Origin of the sequence: Erysipelothrix anatis (assembly GCF_009828745.1) — a bacterium.
Lineage (GTDB): Bacteria > Bacillota_I > Bacilli_A > Erysipelotrichales > Erysipelotrichaceae > Erysipelothrix > Erysipelothrix anatis.
In genome coordinates this window covers 1-19,777 of sequence record NZ_WTSX01000002.1, presented here as the reverse complement: position 1 = coordinate 19,777, position 19,777 = coordinate 1, and the positions used below count along the sequence as shown (strand labels likewise).

The 19,777-nt window shown below is 38.9% G+C and carries 20 protein-coding genes and 1 rRNA gene; all 21 read left to right on the top strand.

The genetic code is table 11. From position 1 onward, the window contains the following. Positions 1–45: 45 nt before the first annotated feature. A complete protein-coding gene (gene hslO / locus GVV19_RS01555; protein ID WP_159641576.1) occupies positions 46–915 on the top strand; it encodes an Hsp33 family molecular chaperone HslO in 870 nt (289 codons plus the stop codon). Positions 916–1,061: 146 nt separating this feature from the next. Beyond that, entirely contained in the window at positions 1,062–2,546 is a 1,485-nt protein-coding gene (gene lysS / locus GVV19_RS01550; protein WP_159638458.1) for a lysine--tRNA ligase, read from the top strand. A 115-nt stretch (positions 2,547–2,661) separates the two neighbouring features. Further along, positions 2,662–2,904 carry a helix-turn-helix domain-containing protein gene (locus GVV19_RS01545; protein WP_159645029.1) on the top strand — a complete coding sequence of 81 codons (243 nt, stop codon included), beginning with the start codon at positions 2,662–2,664 and terminating at the stop codon, positions 2,902–2,904. A 147-nt stretch (positions 2,905–3,051) separates the two neighbouring features. Further along, positions 3,052–3,690, top strand: a complete 639-nt coding sequence (locus GVV19_RS01540) for an IspD/TarI family cytidylyltransferase (protein ID WP_159638454.1) — start codon at positions 3,052–3,054, stop codon at positions 3,688–3,690. 143 nt (positions 3,691–3,833) lie between these two features. Further along, positions 3,834–4,121 carry a 30S ribosomal protein S6 gene (rpsF, locus tag GVV19_RS01535; protein ID WP_159638452.1) on the top strand — a complete coding sequence of 96 codons (288 nt, stop codon included), beginning with the start codon at positions 3,834–3,836 and terminating at the stop codon, positions 4,119–4,121. A gap of 20 nt (positions 4,122–4,141) precedes the next feature. Beyond that, positions 4,142–4,600, top strand: a complete 459-nt coding sequence (locus GVV19_RS01530) for a single-stranded DNA-binding protein (protein ID WP_159645027.1) — start codon at positions 4,142–4,144, stop codon at positions 4,598–4,600. Positions 4,601–4,618: 18 nt separating this feature from the next. Continuing rightward, entirely contained in the window at positions 4,619–4,852 is a 234-nt protein-coding gene (gene rpsR, locus GVV19_RS01525) for a 30S ribosomal protein S18 (RefSeq protein ID WP_159638448.1), read from the top strand. Positions 4,853–4,909: 57 nt separating this feature from the next. Beyond that, positions 4,910–5,455 carry a YybS family protein gene (locus GVV19_RS01520; RefSeq protein ID WP_159641579.1) on the top strand — a complete coding sequence of 182 codons (546 nt, stop codon included), beginning with the start codon at positions 4,910–4,912 and terminating at the stop codon, positions 5,453–5,455. A 61-nt stretch (positions 5,456–5,516) separates the two neighbouring features. Then, entirely contained in the window at positions 5,517–7,460 is a 1,944-nt protein-coding gene (locus GVV19_RS01515) for a GGDEF domain-containing protein (RefSeq protein ID WP_159641580.1), read from the top strand. A 1-nt stretch (position 7,461) separates the two neighbouring features. Continuing rightward, positions 7,462–7,911: a 50S ribosomal protein L9 gene (rplI, locus tag GVV19_RS01510; RefSeq protein ID WP_159641581.1), complete on the top strand. Its 450-nt coding sequence runs from the start codon at positions 7,462–7,464 to the stop codon at positions 7,909–7,911. 3 nt (positions 7,912–7,914) lie between these two features. Then, the gene (dnaB, locus tag GVV19_RS01505; RefSeq protein ID WP_159645025.1) at positions 7,915–9,273 is read left to right on the top strand and encodes a replicative DNA helicase; all 1,359 of its coding nucleotides are present in this window, start codon (positions 7,915–7,917) and stop codon (positions 9,271–9,273) included. A 10-nt stretch (positions 9,274–9,283) separates the two neighbouring features. Further along, on the top strand, positions 9,284–10,801 hold the full coding sequence (locus GVV19_RS01500; protein ID WP_159645023.1) for a M23 family metallopeptidase: 1,518 nt from the start codon (positions 9,284–9,286) through the stop codon (positions 10,799–10,801). 14 nt (positions 10,802–10,815) lie between these two features. Continuing rightward, positions 10,816–12,327 (top strand): peptidoglycan DD-metalloendopeptidase family protein, encoded by a 1,512-nt coding sequence (locus GVV19_RS01495; RefSeq protein ID WP_159638436.1) that lies wholly within the window; start codon positions 10,816–10,818, stop codon positions 12,325–12,327. Between the two features lie 19 nt (positions 12,328–12,346). Then, the gene (locus tag GVV19_RS01490) at positions 12,347–13,084 is read left to right on the top strand and encodes an MBL fold metallo-hydrolase (protein WP_159641584.1); all 738 of its coding nucleotides are present in this window, start codon (positions 12,347–12,349) and stop codon (positions 13,082–13,084) included. Further along, positions 13,071–14,171, top strand: coding sequence for a S1C family serine protease (locus GVV19_RS01485; protein ID WP_159645021.1), 1,101 nt, complete (start codon positions 13,071–13,073; stop codon positions 14,169–14,171). Before GVV19_RS01490 ends, GVV19_RS01485 begins: the two co-directional genes overlap by 14 nt. Then, the gene (gene rlmH, locus GVV19_RS01480) at positions 14,168–14,629 is read left to right on the top strand and encodes a 23S rRNA (pseudouridine(1915)-N(3))-methyltransferase RlmH (protein WP_159645019.1); all 462 of its coding nucleotides are present in this window, start codon (positions 14,168–14,170) and stop codon (positions 14,627–14,629) included. The genes GVV19_RS01485 and rlmH overlap by 4 nt, the downstream gene beginning before the upstream one ends. A gap of 91 nt (positions 14,630–14,720) precedes the next feature. Further along, complete coding sequence (locus GVV19_RS01475; protein ID WP_159638428.1) at positions 14,721–14,987, top strand: phosphocarrier protein HPr; 267 nt, start codon at positions 14,721–14,723, stop codon at positions 14,985–14,987. 68 nt (positions 14,988–15,055) lie between these two features. Beyond that, positions 15,056–16,720 carry a phospho-sugar mutase gene (locus tag GVV19_RS01470; RefSeq protein WP_159645017.1) on the top strand — a complete coding sequence of 555 codons (1,665 nt, stop codon included), beginning with the start codon at positions 15,056–15,058 and terminating at the stop codon, positions 16,718–16,720. Positions 16,721–16,866: 146 nt separating this feature from the next. Then, positions 16,867–18,846 carry a transketolase gene (gene tkt, locus GVV19_RS01465; protein WP_159645015.1) on the top strand — a complete coding sequence of 660 codons (1,980 nt, stop codon included), beginning with the start codon at positions 16,867–16,869 and terminating at the stop codon, positions 18,844–18,846. A gap of 183 nt (positions 18,847–19,029) precedes the next feature. Next, entirely contained in the window at positions 19,030–19,455 is a 426-nt protein-coding gene (locus tag GVV19_RS01460; RefSeq protein ID WP_159641588.1) for a GNAT family N-acetyltransferase, read from the top strand. A 233-nt stretch (positions 19,456–19,688) separates the two neighbouring features. After that, positions 19,689–19,777, top strand: a 16S ribosomal RNA gene (locus tag GVV19_RS01455); the annotation flags it as partial.

The following is a 19,777-nucleotide window of genomic DNA, read 5'->3' as shown; positions in this document are numbered from 1 at the left end:
ATGCCCCATTTCGATGGGGCATTTTAAACCAAATAGGAGATAAATATGACAGATCAAATCGTACGAGGGCTCGCACGTGGTGGCCGTGTTCGGTTCTTTGTGACTAAAACAACAAACGCAGTAGAAAAAGCAAGAGTAATTCATGATACCTATCCAGCAGCATCCGCCGCATTAGGTCGGGTTATGAGTGTTGCTGTAATTATGGGATCAACCTTAAAAAGTGACAACGAAAAAATTGTCACAGAAATCAAAAGTAATGGTGTTCTTAACCATATTCTCGTTAATGCAGATAATGCAGGAAATGTACGAGGATTGGTTTCAAACCCTCATGCACATCAGGTAAATGAAGCAACTGGAAAACTTGATGTCGGAGGCATTGTAGGACAAGGGTCACTTCATGTCACTTATAAGTCCGGAAACTCAGCAACGTTTAGTTCCCAAGTAGAACTTCGCACTGGTGAAATCGGCGAAGACTTTGCATATTACTATGCTCAAAGTGAGCAAATTCCATCAGCTTTATCCGTTGGGGTATTGGTAAATGAAGACCTCAGCATTATGTCTGCGGGCGGGATTTTAATTCAAGTTCTACCAGAGGCGACAGAAGAAGATATTGTGGCTATCGAAACTGTGTTTTCACAGTTGCCACCAGTTTCCAATATTATGATTGATAAAGAGGCAATAGATGTTGCAACATCCCTTTTTGAAGATAGTGTTATCTTAGGGAGCCAAGATGTTCAATATTACTGTGGATGCAATCGTGAGCAAATGCTTGATGTGCTGCGCACATTGTCGAGTGATGATTTAACTGAAATTATCGAGGAAGATAAAGGCGCTACACTGAAGTGTCATTATTGCAATGAAGAATATCATTTCGAAGAAAACGAGCTTCAATCAATTATCAATGAACGAAGCTAAGAACGTAGTTAAATGAGTGAACGCGCTGCGTTCGCTCTTTGCATATTCGGTAAAAAATATCTAAGAAACGATATAAGGTGAATTAAATCAAAGAATTTGATAGAATAGTAAGTGATAAATTAATAACAAGGAAGAAGAGTGAAATTATGTCGCATGAATTAACAGAACAAGAACTTGTTCGTCGAGAAAAAATGGAAGCCTTACGCGAAAAGGGAATTGATCCTTACGCAAGTGGTTTCAAACCGAAGGAACGCTCAAAAGAAATCTTGGATGCATACGACCTGAAATCAAAAGAAGAACTCGCAGAATTAGCTGTAACTACATCTGTCGCTGGGCGCGTCATGACCAAACGACTCATGGGGAAAGCTGGATTCATCCATCTTCAAGACCGTGATGGGCAAATCCAAGTGTATATCCGTAAAGATACAGTAGGTGATGAACAATTTGAATATTTCCAAGATTTAGATCTAGGTGATATCATTGGCGTCGAAGGTATTATTTTCCGTACAAACCATGGAGAATTATCCGTAAAGGCAACAAATGTAGTCCACTTAACAAAAGCACTACGTCCATTACCAGATAAATTCCATGGATTGCAAGATATTGAAGAACGTTACCGTCGTCGTTATCTAGACCTCATTATGAATGAAGAGTCACGAAACACAGCATTTATGCGTCCTAAAATTATGCGAGCAATCCGTAATTTCTTTGATGATCGTGGATTAGCGGAAGTTGAAACACCTGTGCTAACACCGATACTTTCAGGAGCAGCTGCACGTCCTTTCGTAACGCATCACAATACGCTAGATATGGATTTCTATCTACGAATCGCTACGGAGTTACCATTGAAGCGATTAATCGTTGGTGGAATGGAAGGAGTCTACGAAATTGGTCGACTATTCCGTAACGAAGGAATGAGTCCGAAACATAATCCAGAGTTCACAACTGTTGAAGCATATGTAGCATACGCTGATATGAATGATATGATGGATTTGACAGAAGACTTAATGCTATATCTAGCTGACAATGTCTTAGGAACAACGGAAATTCACTATCAAGGAAAAGATATCTCCTTGAAAGGACCTTACCGACGTGTTCATATGGCAGAATTAATTAATGAAGTTAAAGGTGTTAATTTCTTTGATGTCAAATCAGATGCTGAAGCACTTGAGATTGCAAAAGCACATGGGCTTCATATTGCTAAACACCAACAAACATTCGGTCATGTTGTGAATGAATTTTTTGAAACATTCTGTGAAGAAACAATTGTTCAACCGACATTTGTTTATGGTCACCCTGTTGAGGTTTCCCCACTAGCGAAGAAAAATGCAGCGGACCCTCGTTTTACAGATCGTTTTGAATTCTTCGTCGACGCGCGTGAATATGCAAATGCATTTAGCGAACTTAATGATCCTATTGATCAACGTGAGCGTTTTGAGAATCAACTTAAAGAAAAAGACCTTGGGAATGATGAAGCAACGGACATGGATACCGATTTTGTTGAGGCACTTGAATATGGAATGCCGCCAACAGGTGGAATTGGAATTGGTTTAGATCGACTTATTATGCTACTCACAGATAGTGCAAGCATTCGCGATGTACTCTTATTCCCACATATGAAAAACAGATAAAATGTATTTTACTTAATCCATAACAATTACGTGTTATGGATTTTTTGTCGTTACTCAGCGAGTCAACAAACGGGTATAAAATAAAAAATACCGGAAGAATCTTTGAGGGCGGACAATGAAAAAATACACGGCGAAAGAGGTTAAAGCTTTGATTCTTGATAGTGCAGTCAAGCAGTTTACGAGTCGAGGGTTTGAGACAACTCGAGTACAAGACATTATGGACCCATTAGATGGCTTGACTAAAGGTGCGTTTTACCATCACTTCAAGTCAAAAAAAGAAATCGCTGCTAAAGTTGTTGAACGAATGCTGCCTGACCGTAATGTGCTTGATTTAATGAAATTTCATTCTCTTAGTTGAGGTAATGAACAATTAGTTATGCTCCTATGTAAAGCGATAAAAAAACTAAAATCCGAGTTTTCGGGTTTTTCTACGAAATTACCCGATAAACTTTATCTCGTAAATACAATATGTTAGAATAACTCAAAGGGAAATAAGAGGTGTATTATGAATTATTCAGTACTGTTAGTTGCGGCAGGTAAGGGTGCTGCAGAGGGTGAAAGCTATGAAAAGGCAATTGCATCATTTGATGACTCCAAAAGTGTTCTTGGAAAAACCATATCAATTTTCCAACGTGATGAAAATTGCCGTCAAATTGTAATCGTTACAAGCGCAGCAGATATGCAAAAATTTGTGCAAACTACAGGCAGTGGTAAGATTGTCTACGTAAAAGGTGGAAAAACACGTACCGATAGTGTGAAAATTGGGTTGATGGCGATTTCGGAAGATGTTGTCTTGATTCATGATGGTGTTCGTCCGTGGTTAACCCAAAGTCTGATTGATAAACTTATTCATCGAATGGGAACCGAAAAGGCATGTGTCCTTGCGATTGAACCACGTGCTGCAGTACATAGAGTCGTGAATGGATACATCGTGGAAACGGTAGATACATCAACACTCATGGTGTCTCAAACACCACAAGCATTTAATACATCATTTATCATTAACTGCTATAATAAAGCGCGTAATATTGATCATGAATTTACAGATGATGCGTCCGTTGTCCGTGCTGTAAGTGAAGTGAAAATTGCGGTAGAACACGGAGATGTTCGTAACGCACGCTTTATTTTAAAAAACAATAATTAATAATTAGGAAAAGAATGAATCCTTGCGTATTTAACATTGATGGAATGTATTTACACGCAAGGATTCATTTGCTATAATGAATAAACGGATAAACGCAATTATCCTTGCTCATTATGAGCCATAGACCAAAAGGAGGTGTACACATGCGTAAATATGAATTAATGTACATCGTAAAACCTTCATTAGACGAAGAAGCACGTACTGCAGTGATTGAAAAGTCACATGCAATCTTAACAGATAACGGGGCAACTCTTGATAACGTCAATGAGTGGGGATTACGTGAGCTAGCATACGAAATCGAAGACTTTAAAAAAGGTTACTATGTTGTTACTACATTTACATCAGAAGACACAGCAATAAACGAATTCAATCGTTTAACACGTATCAATAAAGATGTATTACGTCATATGATTGTTCGTTTAGAAGACTAATCTAAAGGAGTGATTTAACTATGATTAACCGCGCAATATTAGTGGGTCGTTTGACTCGAGACCCAGAACTTCGTAAAACACAAACAGGTAAATCCGTTGTTTCATTCACTGTCGCAGTAAACCGTCGCTTTTCTCAACAAGAGCAAGCTGACTTTATTAACTGTGTCGCGTGGAATCAAACAGCTGACTTTATCTCAAACTACCTTACAAAAGGTGCTTTAATTAGTGTCGAAGGTTCAATTCAATCGAGATCGTATGAAGATGCTACTGGTAAACGTGTATATGTACAAGAAGTTAATGCTGAAAGTGTTAATTCATTGGAATCACGTACACAACGTCAAGAGCGTGAGCAACAAACTCAACCGTATCAGTCATCAGGTGCACAATCTACACCTGCATATCAAGCTGATCCGGAACCATCATTCTCAATGGATGATGAACCAGTTCTAGATATTACTAGTGACGATCTTCCATTCTAACCAGAAAGGAGCTAGACTATGTCATTCAAAAAATTCCGTGGACCACGTCGTAAAGTTTGCTACTTTACAAAAAATAACATCGATACAATCGATTACAAAGATGTGGAACTCTTAAAACGCTTTATTTCAGCAAACGGTAAAATTATTCCAAGACGTGTAACAGGAACAAAAGCTAAATTCCAACGTCCATTAGCAACAGCTATTAAACGTGCACGCCAAATGGCTTTATTACCATACGTATCAGACAACTAAGATACATATGAATCCTCTCACGCAAGTGAGAGGTTTTTTATATAAAGGGGTGTACTTATGAAAACTACTAAACATCTAACAACCGGTGCAATGACTGTAGCACTTACAACACTTGTAATGCTTTTTGATCGTGCAACTGTGGGCGTATTTATGTCTTTTTTACCCGTTCCACTCATTGTGTACGGGTTCTATTTTGGACTTAAATCGAGTTTCCCAGTGTATATTGCATGTGTTGTATCGGCGCTCATTTTCACCGGATATTTACCTACAGTTCTTCTTATGACAGGGTATGGTCTTATTGGGCTTGTGTGTATTTTTGCAAATTCCAAAAACCTCAAAATGAAGCAAACCTATGCGCTTTTGGTGGTATCCGCAATACCCGTTTACGTTTTGATGATTACCCAGTTCGGTGCATTTTTTGGATTTGAGTATTCACTTGCGTATTCGGCAACACAAACTATGATGCCGTACATTGCGAATCCCGCGATTTACCATATAATAATTATTATAGGAATCTTAATATTGATTCTCATGGAAACCTTCATTATCAAAACAAGCTCGACAGTCCTTATTAATGTAATGCAGCGACGCTTTAAAAAATGAGTCAATAGTCAGAAAGTCCTATTTGTGATAAAATTATATACGAAACCTTAGGGGGAATTTTATGATAAAAAAATTCGAAACGCTTAAAACGCAGCTCTTGATTATTGCGTTTGTGGAAGTAGCGCTAATCGTTGTCTTTCAATTAGCATTTCCAGATAATCTCTATATCTTGCAGTATATCATTATTCTCGTAAATCTTATCATCATTGGTGTAATGTTTTACACAACTGTAAGCAGCACCCAAAGTCGTGTTCTCAAAGTATCCGACTTATTAGGATATGAGGCACAAGATGCGTTTGAGTACGGGAAAATTTCAGTCGTCACGATTACAGATGATGGAACCATAACATGGGTGAGTGAAAATTTTGAAGAATCGGATATTGGAAAGAACATTCGAACTGCATACCCTGAAGTTATGAAGTTGATAAATGGCAAAGAAAAATTTGTGCGATTAACAATTAAAAATAAAGAATATGAGGCGACCATTAGAAATAATGACAATATCATATTTTTTAAAGATGTTTCACGACTTACTGAGTTGGAACGGAATAACCGTAACAATTCCGTTGTTTTAGGAATTGCGTATTTAGATAACTATGAAGAAACGACACAGTATGAAGAAGAACAAGTTATCGCGTTAATTGATATGAATATTCGGCAAGCGGTTGTACGTTGGGCGGATCGTCATAAAATGTACATCCGACGCATTCGATCAGACCGTTATCTTCTCGTGCTAAATGAAGAGATTTTACAAGAAATTACCCAAGAACGATTTACAATCCTCCATGAAATTCGAAAAGAAGCGGCAAAGATGGATGCAAGTATAACATTATCATTGGCGTTTGCCCGCCAAGCTGAGAGTTTTAGAGAGTTAGAAGACATGTCGAACCGTGCTCTTGAACTTGCTCAAGGCCGTGGTGGAGATCAAGTCGTTATTAACACTAAAGATGGGGAAATGACATACTTCGGTGGGTCAACTGAAGCGGTTGAAAAACGAAGTAAGGTGCGTGTTCGTGTCATGGCCCAAAATCTCGGAGATGTCATCAATAATTCGACAGAAGTCCTCATTGTTGGGCATAGGATGATGGATTTCGATTGCTTTGGGAGTGCACTAGGGGTAGCGGCGATTGCAGAAGTTTATGGCAAACGTGCTTCGATAGTCCTGAATCCAGATGATATCGAAGCAAATCTATCCGATGCAATACGAAAAAATCGTGAAGAATTTGAAAAAAATCATAATTTCATAAGTCATTCACAAGCACTCAGTATAATTACAGACAAGACATTAGTGATCATGGTTGACCACCATAGTCTTGAACAGACACAATTCTTAGATATTATCGGAATGGCAAAACGGATTGCTGTTATCGATCATCATCGTCGAACTGGAGAATTTAAATTTAAACCACTCCTTACCTATATTGAGTCATCGGCGTCATCGGCGAGCGAATTAATCATTGAACTCTTCCCGTACCATCGTAAAAATGTTGTGATTAGTAAGTTAGTTGCAACATATATGTATACAGGAATGATTATTGACACTAACCGATTCAGACACCGCAGTGGAAGTCGAACATTCCAAGCGGCAGCGGAATTGCGCAAATATGGTGCTGATCTAGCAGAAGTTGAAAATATGCTTCGTGATGATTATGGTGACTTTGAAACGAAAACAAAAATTCTTGCGACAAGTAAACTCTATGATGATTACGTTATCGCAGCATATAAACATGGAATATTACAACGAACAATGCTTTCGCAAGCAGCAGATGAAATTTTATCTGTAAGGGAAGTAGAGGCATCCTTTGTGATTGCATCAGTCGATGAAGAATCGATTGCAATCTCAGCGCGCTCTAAAGGGGAACTCAATGTCCAGGTTGTGATGGAGAAACTAGGTGGTGGTGGACACTTTACAGGTGCTGCTACCGTAATTCGAAATCAGTCAATGAATGAAATCGTTGAAGCTTTACAAGAAGCGATTAAAACAGTAAGAGAGGAACGTGACTAATATGAAAGTAATACTATTAAAAGATGTAAAAAAATTAGGAAAAAAAGACGAAATTGTAGAGGTAGCGGATGGCTACGCACGTAACTTTTTATTTCCTGGGAAATTAGCGGTTATCGCAAGTGGTGGAAGTCGTGAAGTTCTGAAAGATCAAAAAGATGCTCGTGCCGAGGAACATGCAATTGAAGTTGAGAAGGCAAAAGAAATAGCAAAACGTTTAGAAGATATTACATTAGAATTTACAGTTAAAGTTGGAAAAGGTGGTCGTACATTTGGTTCGGTATCGACAAAACATGTAGAAGAAGCATTGCGTAAAGACTACGATATCCGTGTGGATAAACGTAAATTCAAACCTAATGGTCCCGTATCCCATTTAGGTATGAACCGTATTACGGCAACAATCTTCGATCATGTAACAGGTGAAATCAAAGTTCGACTAATAGGGGAAGAATAATCCATGCGTCAATTACCGTACAGTCATGATGCGGAGGTTGCAATTCTTGGTACGTTACTGGTTTATCCAGATTCAGTCAATCGTATAAATGAACATAACCTTGTAGTCGATGACTTCTACAACACTGAACATCAAAAAATATTCCGTCATATGTTAGACATAATAGAGGCTGGGAACTTTTTAGATGCAACGACATTAATTTCAAGACTTAGAGATCATCATGAACTTGATAGTATTGGTGGCGTTGACTTTCTATTCTATTTAACAGCGAATGCTGCAGCCCCAGCTACATTGAAGCATTATGTTGATGTCATTCAAGAAAAGGCGCAAATTAGACGTCTTATTAGTGTTGCGCAATTAATCGTGGACCAAGGATTCGACTCAACAACCGAAGTTAAGAATCTTCTCGATTTTGCGGAAAAGGGTGTATTAGAAGTTACGCAAGATCGTCAAGTTTCAGATATGCTTTCAAGCCAGGAAGTTGTTGCTGAATTCTTAGCGAATCTGGCAAAAATACAAGAAAACAGAGATCGTATCACTGGTTTAAAGACAGGATTTGAAAGTTTAAACCGTGTTACAAACGGACTTCAACGTGGAGATTTAATTATTTTGGCTGCCCGTCCGTCGGTAGGTAAAACAGCGTTTGCATTGAATCTTGCACTTAATGTGGCAAGACATAACGATAACGGTAAAGGTAGTGTTGCGGTTTTCTCCTTAGAGATGCCAGCCACACACTTAATGAGTCGTATGTTAGCAGCACAATCTTCGATTAAAAGTGAATTTTTAAGATCGGGGAATTTAACGGATGAGATGTCAAATGATTTAAGTATGGCCGCAAGCGTACTGTCAAACACGAATATCTATATCGATGATAGTTCGACGGTAACGATGGCGGAGATTTTCTCGAAGTGTCGAAAATTAAAAGCAGAAGTTGGCTTGGATATGGTTGTTATTGACTATATTCAGTTGATTACAGGACGTGGCAACTCCGATAGTCGCCAACAAGAAGTTTCTGAAATATCCCGTGGTCTGAAGCAATTAGCAAGGGAAATGGAAGTTCCGGTTATTGCACTCTCACAATTATCACGTAACGTGGAAAAACGGGAAGTCAAGATTCCGCAATTGAGTGATTTACGTGAGTCGGGCTCGATTGAGCAAGATGCGGATATCGTAATGTTCCTTTATCGTGAAGAATACTATACACAGCACGAAGAGAATGATGATGTACCGAAAGGACCCAAACCCGATCTGCAAGAAGTTTTGGTCAAAATTAGTAAACACCGTAACGGTGCTCTTGCAGATATAACGATGCAATTCAATGCATCAATAACTAAATTTTACGATGTAGCAACAGGAAGGTAGGTGATGATCGATGAAGAAAAATTTTATTGTGATAGGAGTTGCACTAGGACTGAGTGTAATTCTTGGATTGCTCGGTAAATATCAATCAGACCAACAAAGCATTGAAGCAGCTATGCAAGTCATTGATACATCGAAAGCAAACTTCCCTCAAGAGGTTGTAGCGGTAAATGATCGGCCGGTTGAGATTACAAAACTTTATCATTCAGGGAAACTTGTCGGAATCATTCGCGATACATCTCGATTGGATACCATGTTCAATGACGTTTACGCTAATGAATATGCGGAAGAGTTTCCAGATTCAAAACTGAGTTTCATCGATGATATTTACCAAACCAAAGAATTGAGTTATAACATTTACGAAGACCGTGATGTAGAAATCTTTGGCTATATTCACGAGAAGAATTTATTTGCGATTGAAAGTAACAAAGTAACGTTCTCAAACGGTGCGGTCATCTATGTTAAAAATAGAGAAGACTTTAACACTGCGCGGGAAATGTTTATAAAAAACTTTGTGACAGAAGAAGGTTACGAAGCATTTGTTAATCAAAAGAAACCGGTAACTCCCGATAGTTCAGGAATGCTCGAAAAATCTCTGGAAATTAACGAAACAGTAAAAATTGAAAAAGGACTTGCAAGTAAAGAAGATATTCTCATGAATGAAGACCAGGTGTTAACGTTCTTAAACTACGGCTATGAACCTAAACTTGAGAATTATACAGTCCAAAAATATGATACCGTTGCTGGGGTGGGGTCACAAAATGGGATGTCCGCATCACAAATTGTATCCATCAATAGCGACAAAATTTCATCAGAACAACAAATTTTACAAGAGGGTATGGAATTGAACGTCAGTAAATTTGACTCACCATTTACCGTTCTTGTAACGAAGGAAATGAAAACGACTGAACCAATCTACCCAGAAGATATCGAATACGTTGAAGATCCAACAGTAGATGAGGGAACAGAGATTGTGGATGTGGTGGCACAAGAAGGAATTGCGGATGTTTCCTATAACATTTTATTTGTGAACGGGGAACAACAGCGTTCCGACGAAACATCTCGAAAGACAACCACTGAAGCGGTTCGCGGGAAAGTGCGAATCGGAACCAAAGAGGAGCCAAAAGTATCAAATATTGGTGTTGCTGGAACTGGTCGATGGCCGTTGGCGGATGGACGTGTTATTTGTGAATTTGGATGTTATGGCGGACACCGTGGGGTTGATATGCAACCGTGGGGTGTCTACGGATCAATCTTCTCAATTGACCGCGGTGTTGTAAATGGTAAAGGATATGATCAATCTGGATGGGGTCATTGGGTGCGGATCAACCATGGTAATGGTTACCAATCGCTTTATGCACATATGCCAGGACCTGCGGCAGTATCGCAAGGTGAAACGGTTGCAGCTGGACAGTATCTCGGTCAAGTTGGAGATACAGGTTTTGCAACGACACCTCACTTACATTTAGAAATTTGGGATTCTGGGGGGAATCGACTTAATGCATGCAACGGCTTTGTTACATGTAGATAGAAAGGATGTTTGATTTGAAAAAGCAGCTACCCGTTATTTTAGGAGCAGCTCTACTAAGTATTATTTTGGGATATTTGCTCAATCAAAGTGACTCCAAAATGAGAAATAGTGAGACTTATCAAATCACAGATGTTGCCTCAGCAATCATTCCACAAAATGTTGTCGCAACCAGTGATAAACCCCATGAGGTCGTTAAAATATATCAAAAAGATACCTTGATTGGAATCTTAAACAATACAGAATCGTTTGAAAGCAACTTTGATCGTGTTTATGAAGCAGAGTACAAAGACAAATTTGAAAATTCGAAACTAGGACCGTCAGAAGATGTCTACACAACAAAGGCACTCAGCTATAACTCGTACGAGAACAAAGACACAGAAATTTTCAATTACCTTTACGACCAAGGATTGTTGGCTATTGAAGCACATAAAATTGAGTTTTCGAACGGTGCGATTATTTACGTGAAAAACATTGAAGATTTCGAACGAGCACGTGAAGGATTTATTAAAAACTTTGTGTCATCGGATGATGTCTACAATGTATTAAAAAAAGGTGAAAAATTACCGCCGATGACTGGCTACGGTGAACGAGAGATTGCGCTAAGTGTTAAAGAAACGATTCAAGTTACACCAGGCTTTGCACCGGTTGATAAAATAATGCAGGACGAAGCAACTGTACTTAAGTTTCTAAGTTATGGATATGATCCAAATATTGAAACGTATGAAGTCGAACGCTTTGATACCGTTGATGGTATTGGTTGGAAGCACGGGATGACAGGCTCTCAAATTCTTTCGCTGAACCGAGATAAAATTGTTAGTAGAGAACAACTCTTACAGCCAGGAACAGTCCTTAATGTAAGCAAGTTTAACTCGCCACTAACAGTCGAAGTTGTTCGAGAACGACGTATTGAGGAGATAGTTTATCCCGAAGACATTGAATATGTAGAAGATCCAGAACTAAAAGAAGGCGTCGAAATAATCGATGTCGTCGAACGTAATGGGTTGCGTGATGTTACGTATAACGATACAACGGTCAACATGCAGTCAGTTTCCTCGAAAAGAGTATCGGAGCACACTACAGTCGAACCAATACGCGGAAAAGTACGGGTCGGTACAAAAATTGAACCTCGCATTGGGAGTGGGAAGTTCCGTTGGCCTGTTACCAATGGATTCATCACTTGTGCTTATGGAAATAGTTGTTATCAAGGACATAATGGAACTGATTTCGTTTACTTTGGAAATGGCGGTTTGGGCGAAATTTATGCCTCTGACCGTGGGGTCGTAATCGAAGCGACATACAAAGACGATTGGGGTAATTATGTATTAATAGACCATGGAAATGGATATCAAACACGTTACGCTCATATGCGTAATCCGGGATCATACGTCCAAGTCGGAGAGGTTGTTACTGCAGGCCAGCCGATTGGGTATATTGGTAATACGGGTCGAAGTTTTGGAGCCCATGTTCATTTTGAAGTTTACCAATCTGGAACACGGATTGATCCATGTTCTGTGTTAGGTTGTTAGTAGGAGGTGGTGTAAAGAAATGAACTATGCAATACTGGCAAGTGGTTCGAAAGGGAATGCATGTATTATTGAGACAAAAGGTACGCGCATCCTTATTGACTGTGGTACAACCAAAAGATACCTTAGTCAAAGTTTTGAATCTCTTGGCTTGAGATTTGATGATATCGATCATGTTTTGATAACTCACGACCACTCAGACCATACAAGCCAATTAAAGCATTTCAAGAACAAATCAGTATTTACATCGTCTCCGGATATGGAAGACTTTACAACAGTCACTCCATATGAACCCTTTGAGATCGATGGGATTCACATCATGCCGATTAAAACATCGCACGATGATGCATATTCTGTAGGCTATGTTCTTGATGATGGAAAACGGAAGCTGGTTTATATGACCGATACAGGCTATGTTAAGGAAACAGATCTCGTCTATTTACGAAATGCAGATTACTATATTTTAGAAAGTAATCATGATCCGGAAATGTTGATGAAAACGATAAGGCCATACTATATTAAACAGCGCATACTGTCAGATGTTGGGCACTTGTCAAATGCCGATGCCGGATTAGTGTTATCAAAAGTTGTTACAGAGAATACGAAACAAATAGTACTCGCTCACTTGAGCGCAGAAGCAAATACCGAAGCACTGGCAATTGAAACCGTGTCGGAAATTGTTTCAAACCCTAGGATAGAAATAAGCGTCGCAAAACAATATGAGATTGTAATGGGAGGCATAAACAATGAAAAACAATGATGGATTTAAACGAACTTTTTTAGGAATACTCGTAATTTTACTTGCTTGGAATGGTTTCTTAACATACCAGCTCTATGAGGTGAATAACAGGCCCGCAACAACACAAACAGAGTCAGGAAAACCATCTCAAGAAGTTGTTACGAATTTTGATATTGATACAACACGCGTTGTCGAAAAAGTTGAGGACAAAGTAGTAAGTGTCGTTAATTACCAAGGTGATCGTGCTATGGGAAGTGGTTCAGGAGTCATCTACAAGAATACTGGTGATACGCTTCAAATCATTACTAACGAACATGTTGTCAATGGTGGAAACAAATTTAGCGTGCGTTTGTCAAATGGTGAAGATAAAGAAGCGACATTAATTGGCTCTGATCCACTGTCTGACCTTGCTTTGCTCGAGGTTAAAGAAAAAACAGATATTGAACCAATTGTACTAGGAGATTCATCGGGATTGAAAGTTGGTGAATTTGTATTAGCAATCGGAAGTCCAATCGATCTTGAATTTGCAAACTCAGTTACATTCGGAGTTGTTTCCGGAAAAGACCGAAAAATCCCTGTTGACATAAACGGAGACGGCCAACCGGATTGGGATAGAGTTGCAATCCAAACAGATGCAGCAATTAACCCTGGGAACAGTGGTGGTGCACTTGTCAACTTAAATGGCGAACTCATCGGAATTAACTCGATGAAATTGAATCCGCAACAAGTTGAAGGAATGGGATTTGCGATTCCAGCAAATGAAGTTCAACGCGTCATCGACGAAATCGCAGCAACTGGAAAAGTGCAATATCCTGTACTCGGAGTATCATCAACATCGGTAGATGCATTAAATCCATTCCAAAGAAGTTACTACAACATTCCAGATGATTTAAAAGGTGGTGTCTTTGTAGTGGAAGTTGTCGACAAGAGTCCTGCAGCATTAGGCGGTATCGAGAAAAATGATGTCATTACAAGTTTTGACGGTAAAGAGATTACAGATTACAAGACTTTTAGAAATCAACTTTACACCAAAAAATCAGGCGACACGGTATCGATGCAAGTACTCCGTGCAGGGAAGACGATTGATTTGGAAGTAACTCTCAAGTGATAAAAATAATCGCAATTGGAAAAATTAAAGAAAAAGAGATGCAAGCACTTATTGCAGAGTTTCAAAAACGCCTTAAACCGATTCATGTGATAGAGATGATTGAATTACCAAATAGTAATAAAAAAGAAAATGATATTAATGGTATTATTCAAGATGAGTCGCAACGCGTTCTCGACAAAATAGATCCTCGGGACCATGTTGTTCTCTTGGATTTACAAGGAAAAGATTTTACTTCTCCACAAATGTCCGAGAAGCTGGTGAATTTGATAGATCACGGAAAAACGGTGACATTTATTATCGGAGGCTCACATGGTGTGAGTGATGAAATACGACAACGAGCAAATATACGTTGGCGAATCTCGAACCTAACATTCCCCCATCAACTTGTCCGATTAATGCTTTATGAACAAGTGTACCGAATGTTTATGATATCTAAGAATCACCCGTACCATAAGTAGTTTGAAATGGTTAGCATTAAAAAGTGCATTAGATTGTATTATTCTCACGAATAGTATAAAATTAAAGAGAAAAAACTAGGAGGAAAAAATAATGAAAGAAATCACAGTAACAGTTATCGATCCAGTTGGATTACACGCACGTCCAGCAACAGTAGCAGTTAACGCAGCAAGTAAATTTAAAAGCGAAATTAAAATTAGCTACAAAGGTAAAGCTGTAAACATGAAGTCAATCATGGGTGTTATGTCATTGGGAATCCCAACTCAGTCAGAAATCGTAATTTCAGCTGAAGGTGAAGATCAAGACGAAGCAATCGCAACTATTGAAGAAGTACTAAAAGCTCAAAAAGTCATTGCTTAATATCATAATTGCATTAAAATAGAAGGTGTAAATCTTCTATTTTTTTTATTTCATCGTGGAGGGACAAAATGACAATTAAAAAATGGTCAGCATTACAAGAAAAATACGACTGGGTAAAATCTGGATTTGATAATTTATCGGAAAGTGATCAACAAGATGCATTTTACAAATCGCTCGAGTTTGGGACTGCAGGAATGCGCGGGCTACTTGGAGTAGGTCCCAATCGAATGAATGAGCTCACAGTTGCGAAAGCAAATGTTGGTTTTGGTAAGTATTTAGTTGAAACATTTCCTAATCAACCTCTAAAGGTTGCGATTGCATATGATAATCGCCACAAATCTAGAAAGTTTTCTGAAGTCAGTGCACGGATTCTTTCGAGATACGGTATTGAGAGCTATATTTTTGAGACGCTAAGACCAACACCAGAGCTTTCATTTGCGGTTCGTGAACTGGGATGCATTGGTGGAATTGTTGTGACCGCAAGTCATAATCCTAAAGAATATAATGGCTATAAGGTTTATGACGAGACAGGATGTCAGCTTGTTGACGATAAAATTGCACGAGTTATTGCATTGATTAATGAAGTTGAAGACGAAACTGAAATTGATCTGGAAACCTTTGACTCAACAAAGATACACGCAATCGATGATACGTTCGATAATATCTATCTCGATGCAATTAAAACGATACAACTTCGACGCGACGAACCGAAGAATATTAAAATTGTGTTTACTTCGCAACATGGAACTTCTTATCCAATGGTCCCCACCTTGTTATCATCGCTTGGATATGACGTAACGGTTGTTGAGGAGCAAAGCTCCTTTGATCCTGATTTTAGTAATACAAAAACTCCAAACCCAGAAGATCGCGATAGCTACGAACTTGCAATCGAATATGGAAAACGCCTGGATGCAGATTTAATCCTCAGCTGCGACCCAGATGCCGACCGCATGGGAATTGTAGTTAAACATAATGGCGAGTACCAATACCTTACAGGGAATCAAGGCGGTTCAATTCTGCAAGAATACATCTACTCAAGTAAAATTGAACTAGGCACAATGCCAACCGATCCAATTATGTTCAATACCGTAGTTACATCAGATTTAGGGGAAAAAATAGCTGCTAAATATGGTGTAACCGTAGAAAAGACCTTAACGGGTTTTAAATATATTGGAAACAAGATTCAACAACATAACGAAGCGAAAGATTACACGTTTGTCTTTGGGTATGAAGAAAGTTACGGATATTTAATTGCAGATTTCGTACGAGATAAAGATGCGATTCAAGCATGTTTAATGGTTGCTGAAGCTGCAAACTATTACTTGAATAAGAATAAGACGCTCGTTGATGTTCTAGATGCGCTTTACGAGGAACATGGTGCACATATTGAATCTCAAGTAGCAATTACTAGAGCAGGCGCGACTGGTTTAGAAGAAATTCAGGAAATTCTAAATACGTTTAGAACTGGTGCGTTTAATTCTTTTGCGAATATTGGGGTAAAATACTTTGACGATTTCCAAACATCGATGCGCTCAAATGGCGAACAACTCGATTTTCCAAAATCGAACGTTTTAAAGTTTTATCTTGAAGATGGTTCTTGGATTGCGATAAGACCATCAGGGACTGAACCGAAATGTAAGTTCTACTACTGCATTGTTGATGAAACCATCGAGAAGGCACAAGCTAAATTCGAACTATTAAAAGCCAACATTAATTCAATTGCAAAAATTTAGACGGGGAACCGTCTTTTTTGTTTAAAAGCACTTGGAATAGGTATTATCACACAGAACCTTTTGTGCTTCTTGCGACGTAGCTTTTTGGAGTAATACATTGAAACAAAAGGCAAAATGAGGTACTCTAATACCAAAGGAGCGAAATTATGAAACAGATTGATAACTTAGCAGTAAATGCGCTTCGTGTACTTTCAGTAGACGCGGTACAAAAAGCAAACTCAGGACACCCAGGGATGCCGTTAGGGGCAGCTCCAATGGCATATACAGTGTGGGCTAACCACATGAATTTTGATCCTAAAGATAGTAAGTGGATAAATAGAGATAGATTTGTCCTTTCGGCAGGACACGGTTCTGCGTTGTTATACTCAATTTTACATATGTTTGGATATGATGTGACACTTGAAGACCTTAAGTCATTCCGACAACTAAACTCAAAGACACCCGGACACCCAGAATACGGACATACAGATGGTGTTGAAGCAACGACTGGGCCGCTTGGAGCAGGACTTTCGACAGCTGTAGGGATGGCGATGGCACAAGAGCACCTTGCTGCAAAATACAATAAACCGGGTTATGATTTAATTGATAACTACACGTTTGTTGTTGCTGGTGATGGATGTATGATGGAAGGAATAACCAGTGAAGCATCTTCCTTAGCTGGAACACTTGAACTAGGTCGCCTCATCGTTCTTTACGATTCAAATGAGATTACTATTGAAGGACGCACCGATTTAGCATTCAAAGAAAATGTCCGCGCGCGTTATGAAGCATACGGATTCGAAACTTTCCTTGTCGAAGACGGAAATGATCTCGAATCAATTGATGCAGCTATTGCAAAAGCAAAAGAAAATACAAAACAACCTTCGCTCATCGAAATTCGCACCAAAATTGGTTATGGTAGTGACAAGGAAGATTCTTCAGCGTCACACGGATCTCCACTAGGAGATGCGTCAATTGAAGCACTAAAAAAATTCTTAGAATACCCTAGCCTTGAACCGTTCTATGTTCCAGAAGAAGTTTATGCACACTACAAAGAAATCGCAAACGAAGGAACGAAAGTTCATGACATGTGGACAGCTCTATTTGAGGATTATGAAAAAGAATATCCTGAATTAGCACAACAATGGAATAAAGACTTTTCAGAGATTTCATTAGAGTCTCTCTTGGAAAATAAAGCATTGTTTGAGTTTGAAGACAAACCACAAGCAACTCGCAATGTTTCAGGTGAAATGATTAACCGCCTTAAAGATACATATTCAAATATGTTTGGTGGTGCAGCTGACCTTGCGTCATCAAACATGACTACAATGAAAGGTGAAACTTCATTTAGTTCGGAGAACTATCTCGGAAGAAACATACATTTCGGAGTCAGAGAACATGCGATGGCTGCGGCGGGCAATGGTATATCATTGTACGGTGGCTTGAAGCCATATGTAGCAACGTTCTTTGGTTTTACGGATTTCTTAAAACCAATGGCTCGTCTAAGTTCTCTTATGAATGTACCGTTAACATACGTACTAACGCACGATAGTATCGGTTTGGGTGAGGATGGACCAACACATGAGCCAGTTGAACAATTGTCGATTTTACGATCACAACCTAACTTCATCACCTTTAGACCAGCGGATGCTCGCGAAACAGCATATGGATGGGCTTTAGCATTGTCATCAAAAACTACTCCAGTTGGACTCGTGCTTTCACGTCAAAACCTTCCGCAACTTGAAATGTCGGGAGAAAATGCGTTGAAAGGTGGGTATATTGTATATGAGCCCAAGACAGTTGATGCGATTGCAATTGCAACAGGGTCGGAAGTAGCAATTACACTAGAGGCAGCGAAGAAACTTTCAGAAACAGGAGTTGGCGTTCGAGTTGTAAGTATGCCGTCGACAGAGCTTTTCGAAATGCAAGACGAAGCATACAGGGAGTCGATTATTCCTTCAACGATTCGTTCACGAGTTGCTGTTGAAGCTGGGACTTCGTTACCATGGGGTAAATATGTTGGACTTGATGGTGCAACAGTATCCCTTGATACATTTGGCGCTTCGGCTCCAGGAAATGTTCTGTTTGAACACTTTGGATTCACAGTCGATAATATTGTCGAAGTTATCAAGTCAACGCTGAAATAATAATCGTTATATAGAAACAACCACTTCACGTGGTTGTTTTTTTCTTTCTTTGTATGCACAAATACAACTTCAGTTTATAAGTTTACTTTCAAATTACTCAATGAGGTTTAAAATTTGACTGGCATTGTATCGCGAGCATCTAACATAAATTGATTGTGGTACAATAATATAGAGAGGTGAATTATGATTAGATACATGAAAATCAGTGAAATAGACAAAGTTATTGATATATGGGAAACGGTCAATGTTGAGGCACACGACTATATATCGGAACAATACTGGCATGAAAATAAAGAAATGGTTAAGGAAGCGATGGAAAACAGCAATATGTATGTTTATATTGATAACCATGAGATTCTTGGTTTTTCCGGTATAACTGGAGGAAGTTATCTTGCCGGAATTTTTATATTGTCGTCACATCGCGGTAAAGGAATTGGTAAGCAAATGATAGATTTCTTGAAAGATAAATATGATGATATTCAACTCAGTGTTTATGAAAAAAACAAAGGTGCGGTTTCGTTCTATCTAAGGGAAGGTTTTAAAATTGACGAAAGTTCCATTGATGAAGAAACTGGAGAAATGGAATCCTTGATGAGTTGGTCAAAATAGAGTTAATAAGTGCGTAAAACCACCCACATTCACACCGATAAAAATGTATATTCAAAAAGATTAAATTAGTCTCTAAAATGCGTTGACACAAGTGATATAGGGTGGTATTATGTACAAGCGTTCAAGGGAACTTGGGTGCGAAATGGTCTTTGAAAACTAAACAGGAAACGTCAATTTCAAAAGAAATACAAGAAATAAACAAAACTCGTCAGAGTATAAAAATGAGAAAGAATCAAATGGAGAGTTTGATCCTGGCTCAGGATGAACGCTGGCGGCGTGCCTAATACATGCAAGTCGAACGAAGAGCGTAAGAAGCTTGCTT

What these genes read in the sequence shown, in the direction of transcription:
- hslO (WP_159641576.1), top strand. Translation starts at nt 46, where the DNA reads ATGACAGATCAAATCGTACGAGGGCTCGCACGTGGTGGCCGTGTTCGG.
- lysS (WP_159638458.1), top strand. Translation starts at nt 1,062, where the DNA reads ATGTCGCATGAATTAACAGAACAAGAACTTGTTCGTCGAGAAAAAATG.
- GVV19_RS01545 (WP_159645029.1), top strand. Translation starts at nt 2,662, where the DNA reads ATGAAAAAATACACGGCGAAAGAGGTTAAAGCTTTGATTCTTGATAGT.
- GVV19_RS01540 (WP_159638454.1), top strand. Translation starts at nt 3,052, where the DNA reads ATGAATTATTCAGTACTGTTAGTTGCGGCAGGTAAGGGTGCTGCAGAG.
- rpsF (WP_159638452.1), top strand. Translation starts at nt 3,834, where the DNA reads ATGCGTAAATATGAATTAATGTACATCGTAAAACCTTCATTAGACGAA.
- GVV19_RS01530 (WP_159645027.1), top strand. Translation starts at nt 4,142, where the DNA reads ATGATTAACCGCGCAATATTAGTGGGTCGTTTGACTCGAGACCCAGAA.
- rpsR (WP_159638448.1), top strand. Translation starts at nt 4,619, where the DNA reads ATGTCATTCAAAAAATTCCGTGGACCACGTCGTAAAGTTTGCTACTTT.
- GVV19_RS01520 (WP_159641579.1), top strand. Translation starts at nt 4,910, where the DNA reads ATGAAAACTACTAAACATCTAACAACCGGTGCAATGACTGTAGCACTT.
- GVV19_RS01515 (WP_159641580.1), top strand. Translation starts at nt 5,517, where the DNA reads ATGATAAAAAAATTCGAAACGCTTAAAACGCAGCTCTTGATTATTGCG.
- rplI (WP_159641581.1), top strand. Translation starts at nt 7,462, where the DNA reads ATGAAAGTAATACTATTAAAAGATGTAAAAAAATTAGGAAAAAAAGAC.
- dnaB (WP_159645025.1), top strand. Translation starts at nt 7,915, where the DNA reads ATGCGTCAATTACCGTACAGTCATGATGCGGAGGTTGCAATTCTTGGT.
- GVV19_RS01500 (WP_159645023.1), top strand. Translation starts at nt 9,284, where the DNA reads ATGAAGAAAAATTTTATTGTGATAGGAGTTGCACTAGGACTGAGTGTA.
- GVV19_RS01490 (WP_159641584.1), top strand. Translation starts at nt 12,347, where the DNA reads ATGAACTATGCAATACTGGCAAGTGGTTCGAAAGGGAATGCATGTATT.
- GVV19_RS01485 (WP_159645021.1), top strand. Translation starts at nt 13,071, where the DNA reads ATGAAAAACAATGATGGATTTAAACGAACTTTTTTAGGAATACTCGTA.
- GVV19_RS01475 (WP_159638428.1), top strand. Translation starts at nt 14,721, where the DNA reads ATGAAAGAAATCACAGTAACAGTTATCGATCCAGTTGGATTACACGCA.
- GVV19_RS01470 (WP_159645017.1), top strand. Translation starts at nt 15,056, where the DNA reads ATGACAATTAAAAAATGGTCAGCATTACAAGAAAAATACGACTGGGTA.
- tkt (WP_159645015.1), top strand. Translation starts at nt 16,867, where the DNA reads ATGAAACAGATTGATAACTTAGCAGTAAATGCGCTTCGTGTACTTTCA.
- GVV19_RS01460 (WP_159641588.1), top strand. Translation starts at nt 19,030, where the DNA reads ATGATTAGATACATGAAAATCAGTGAAATAGACAAAGTTATTGATATA.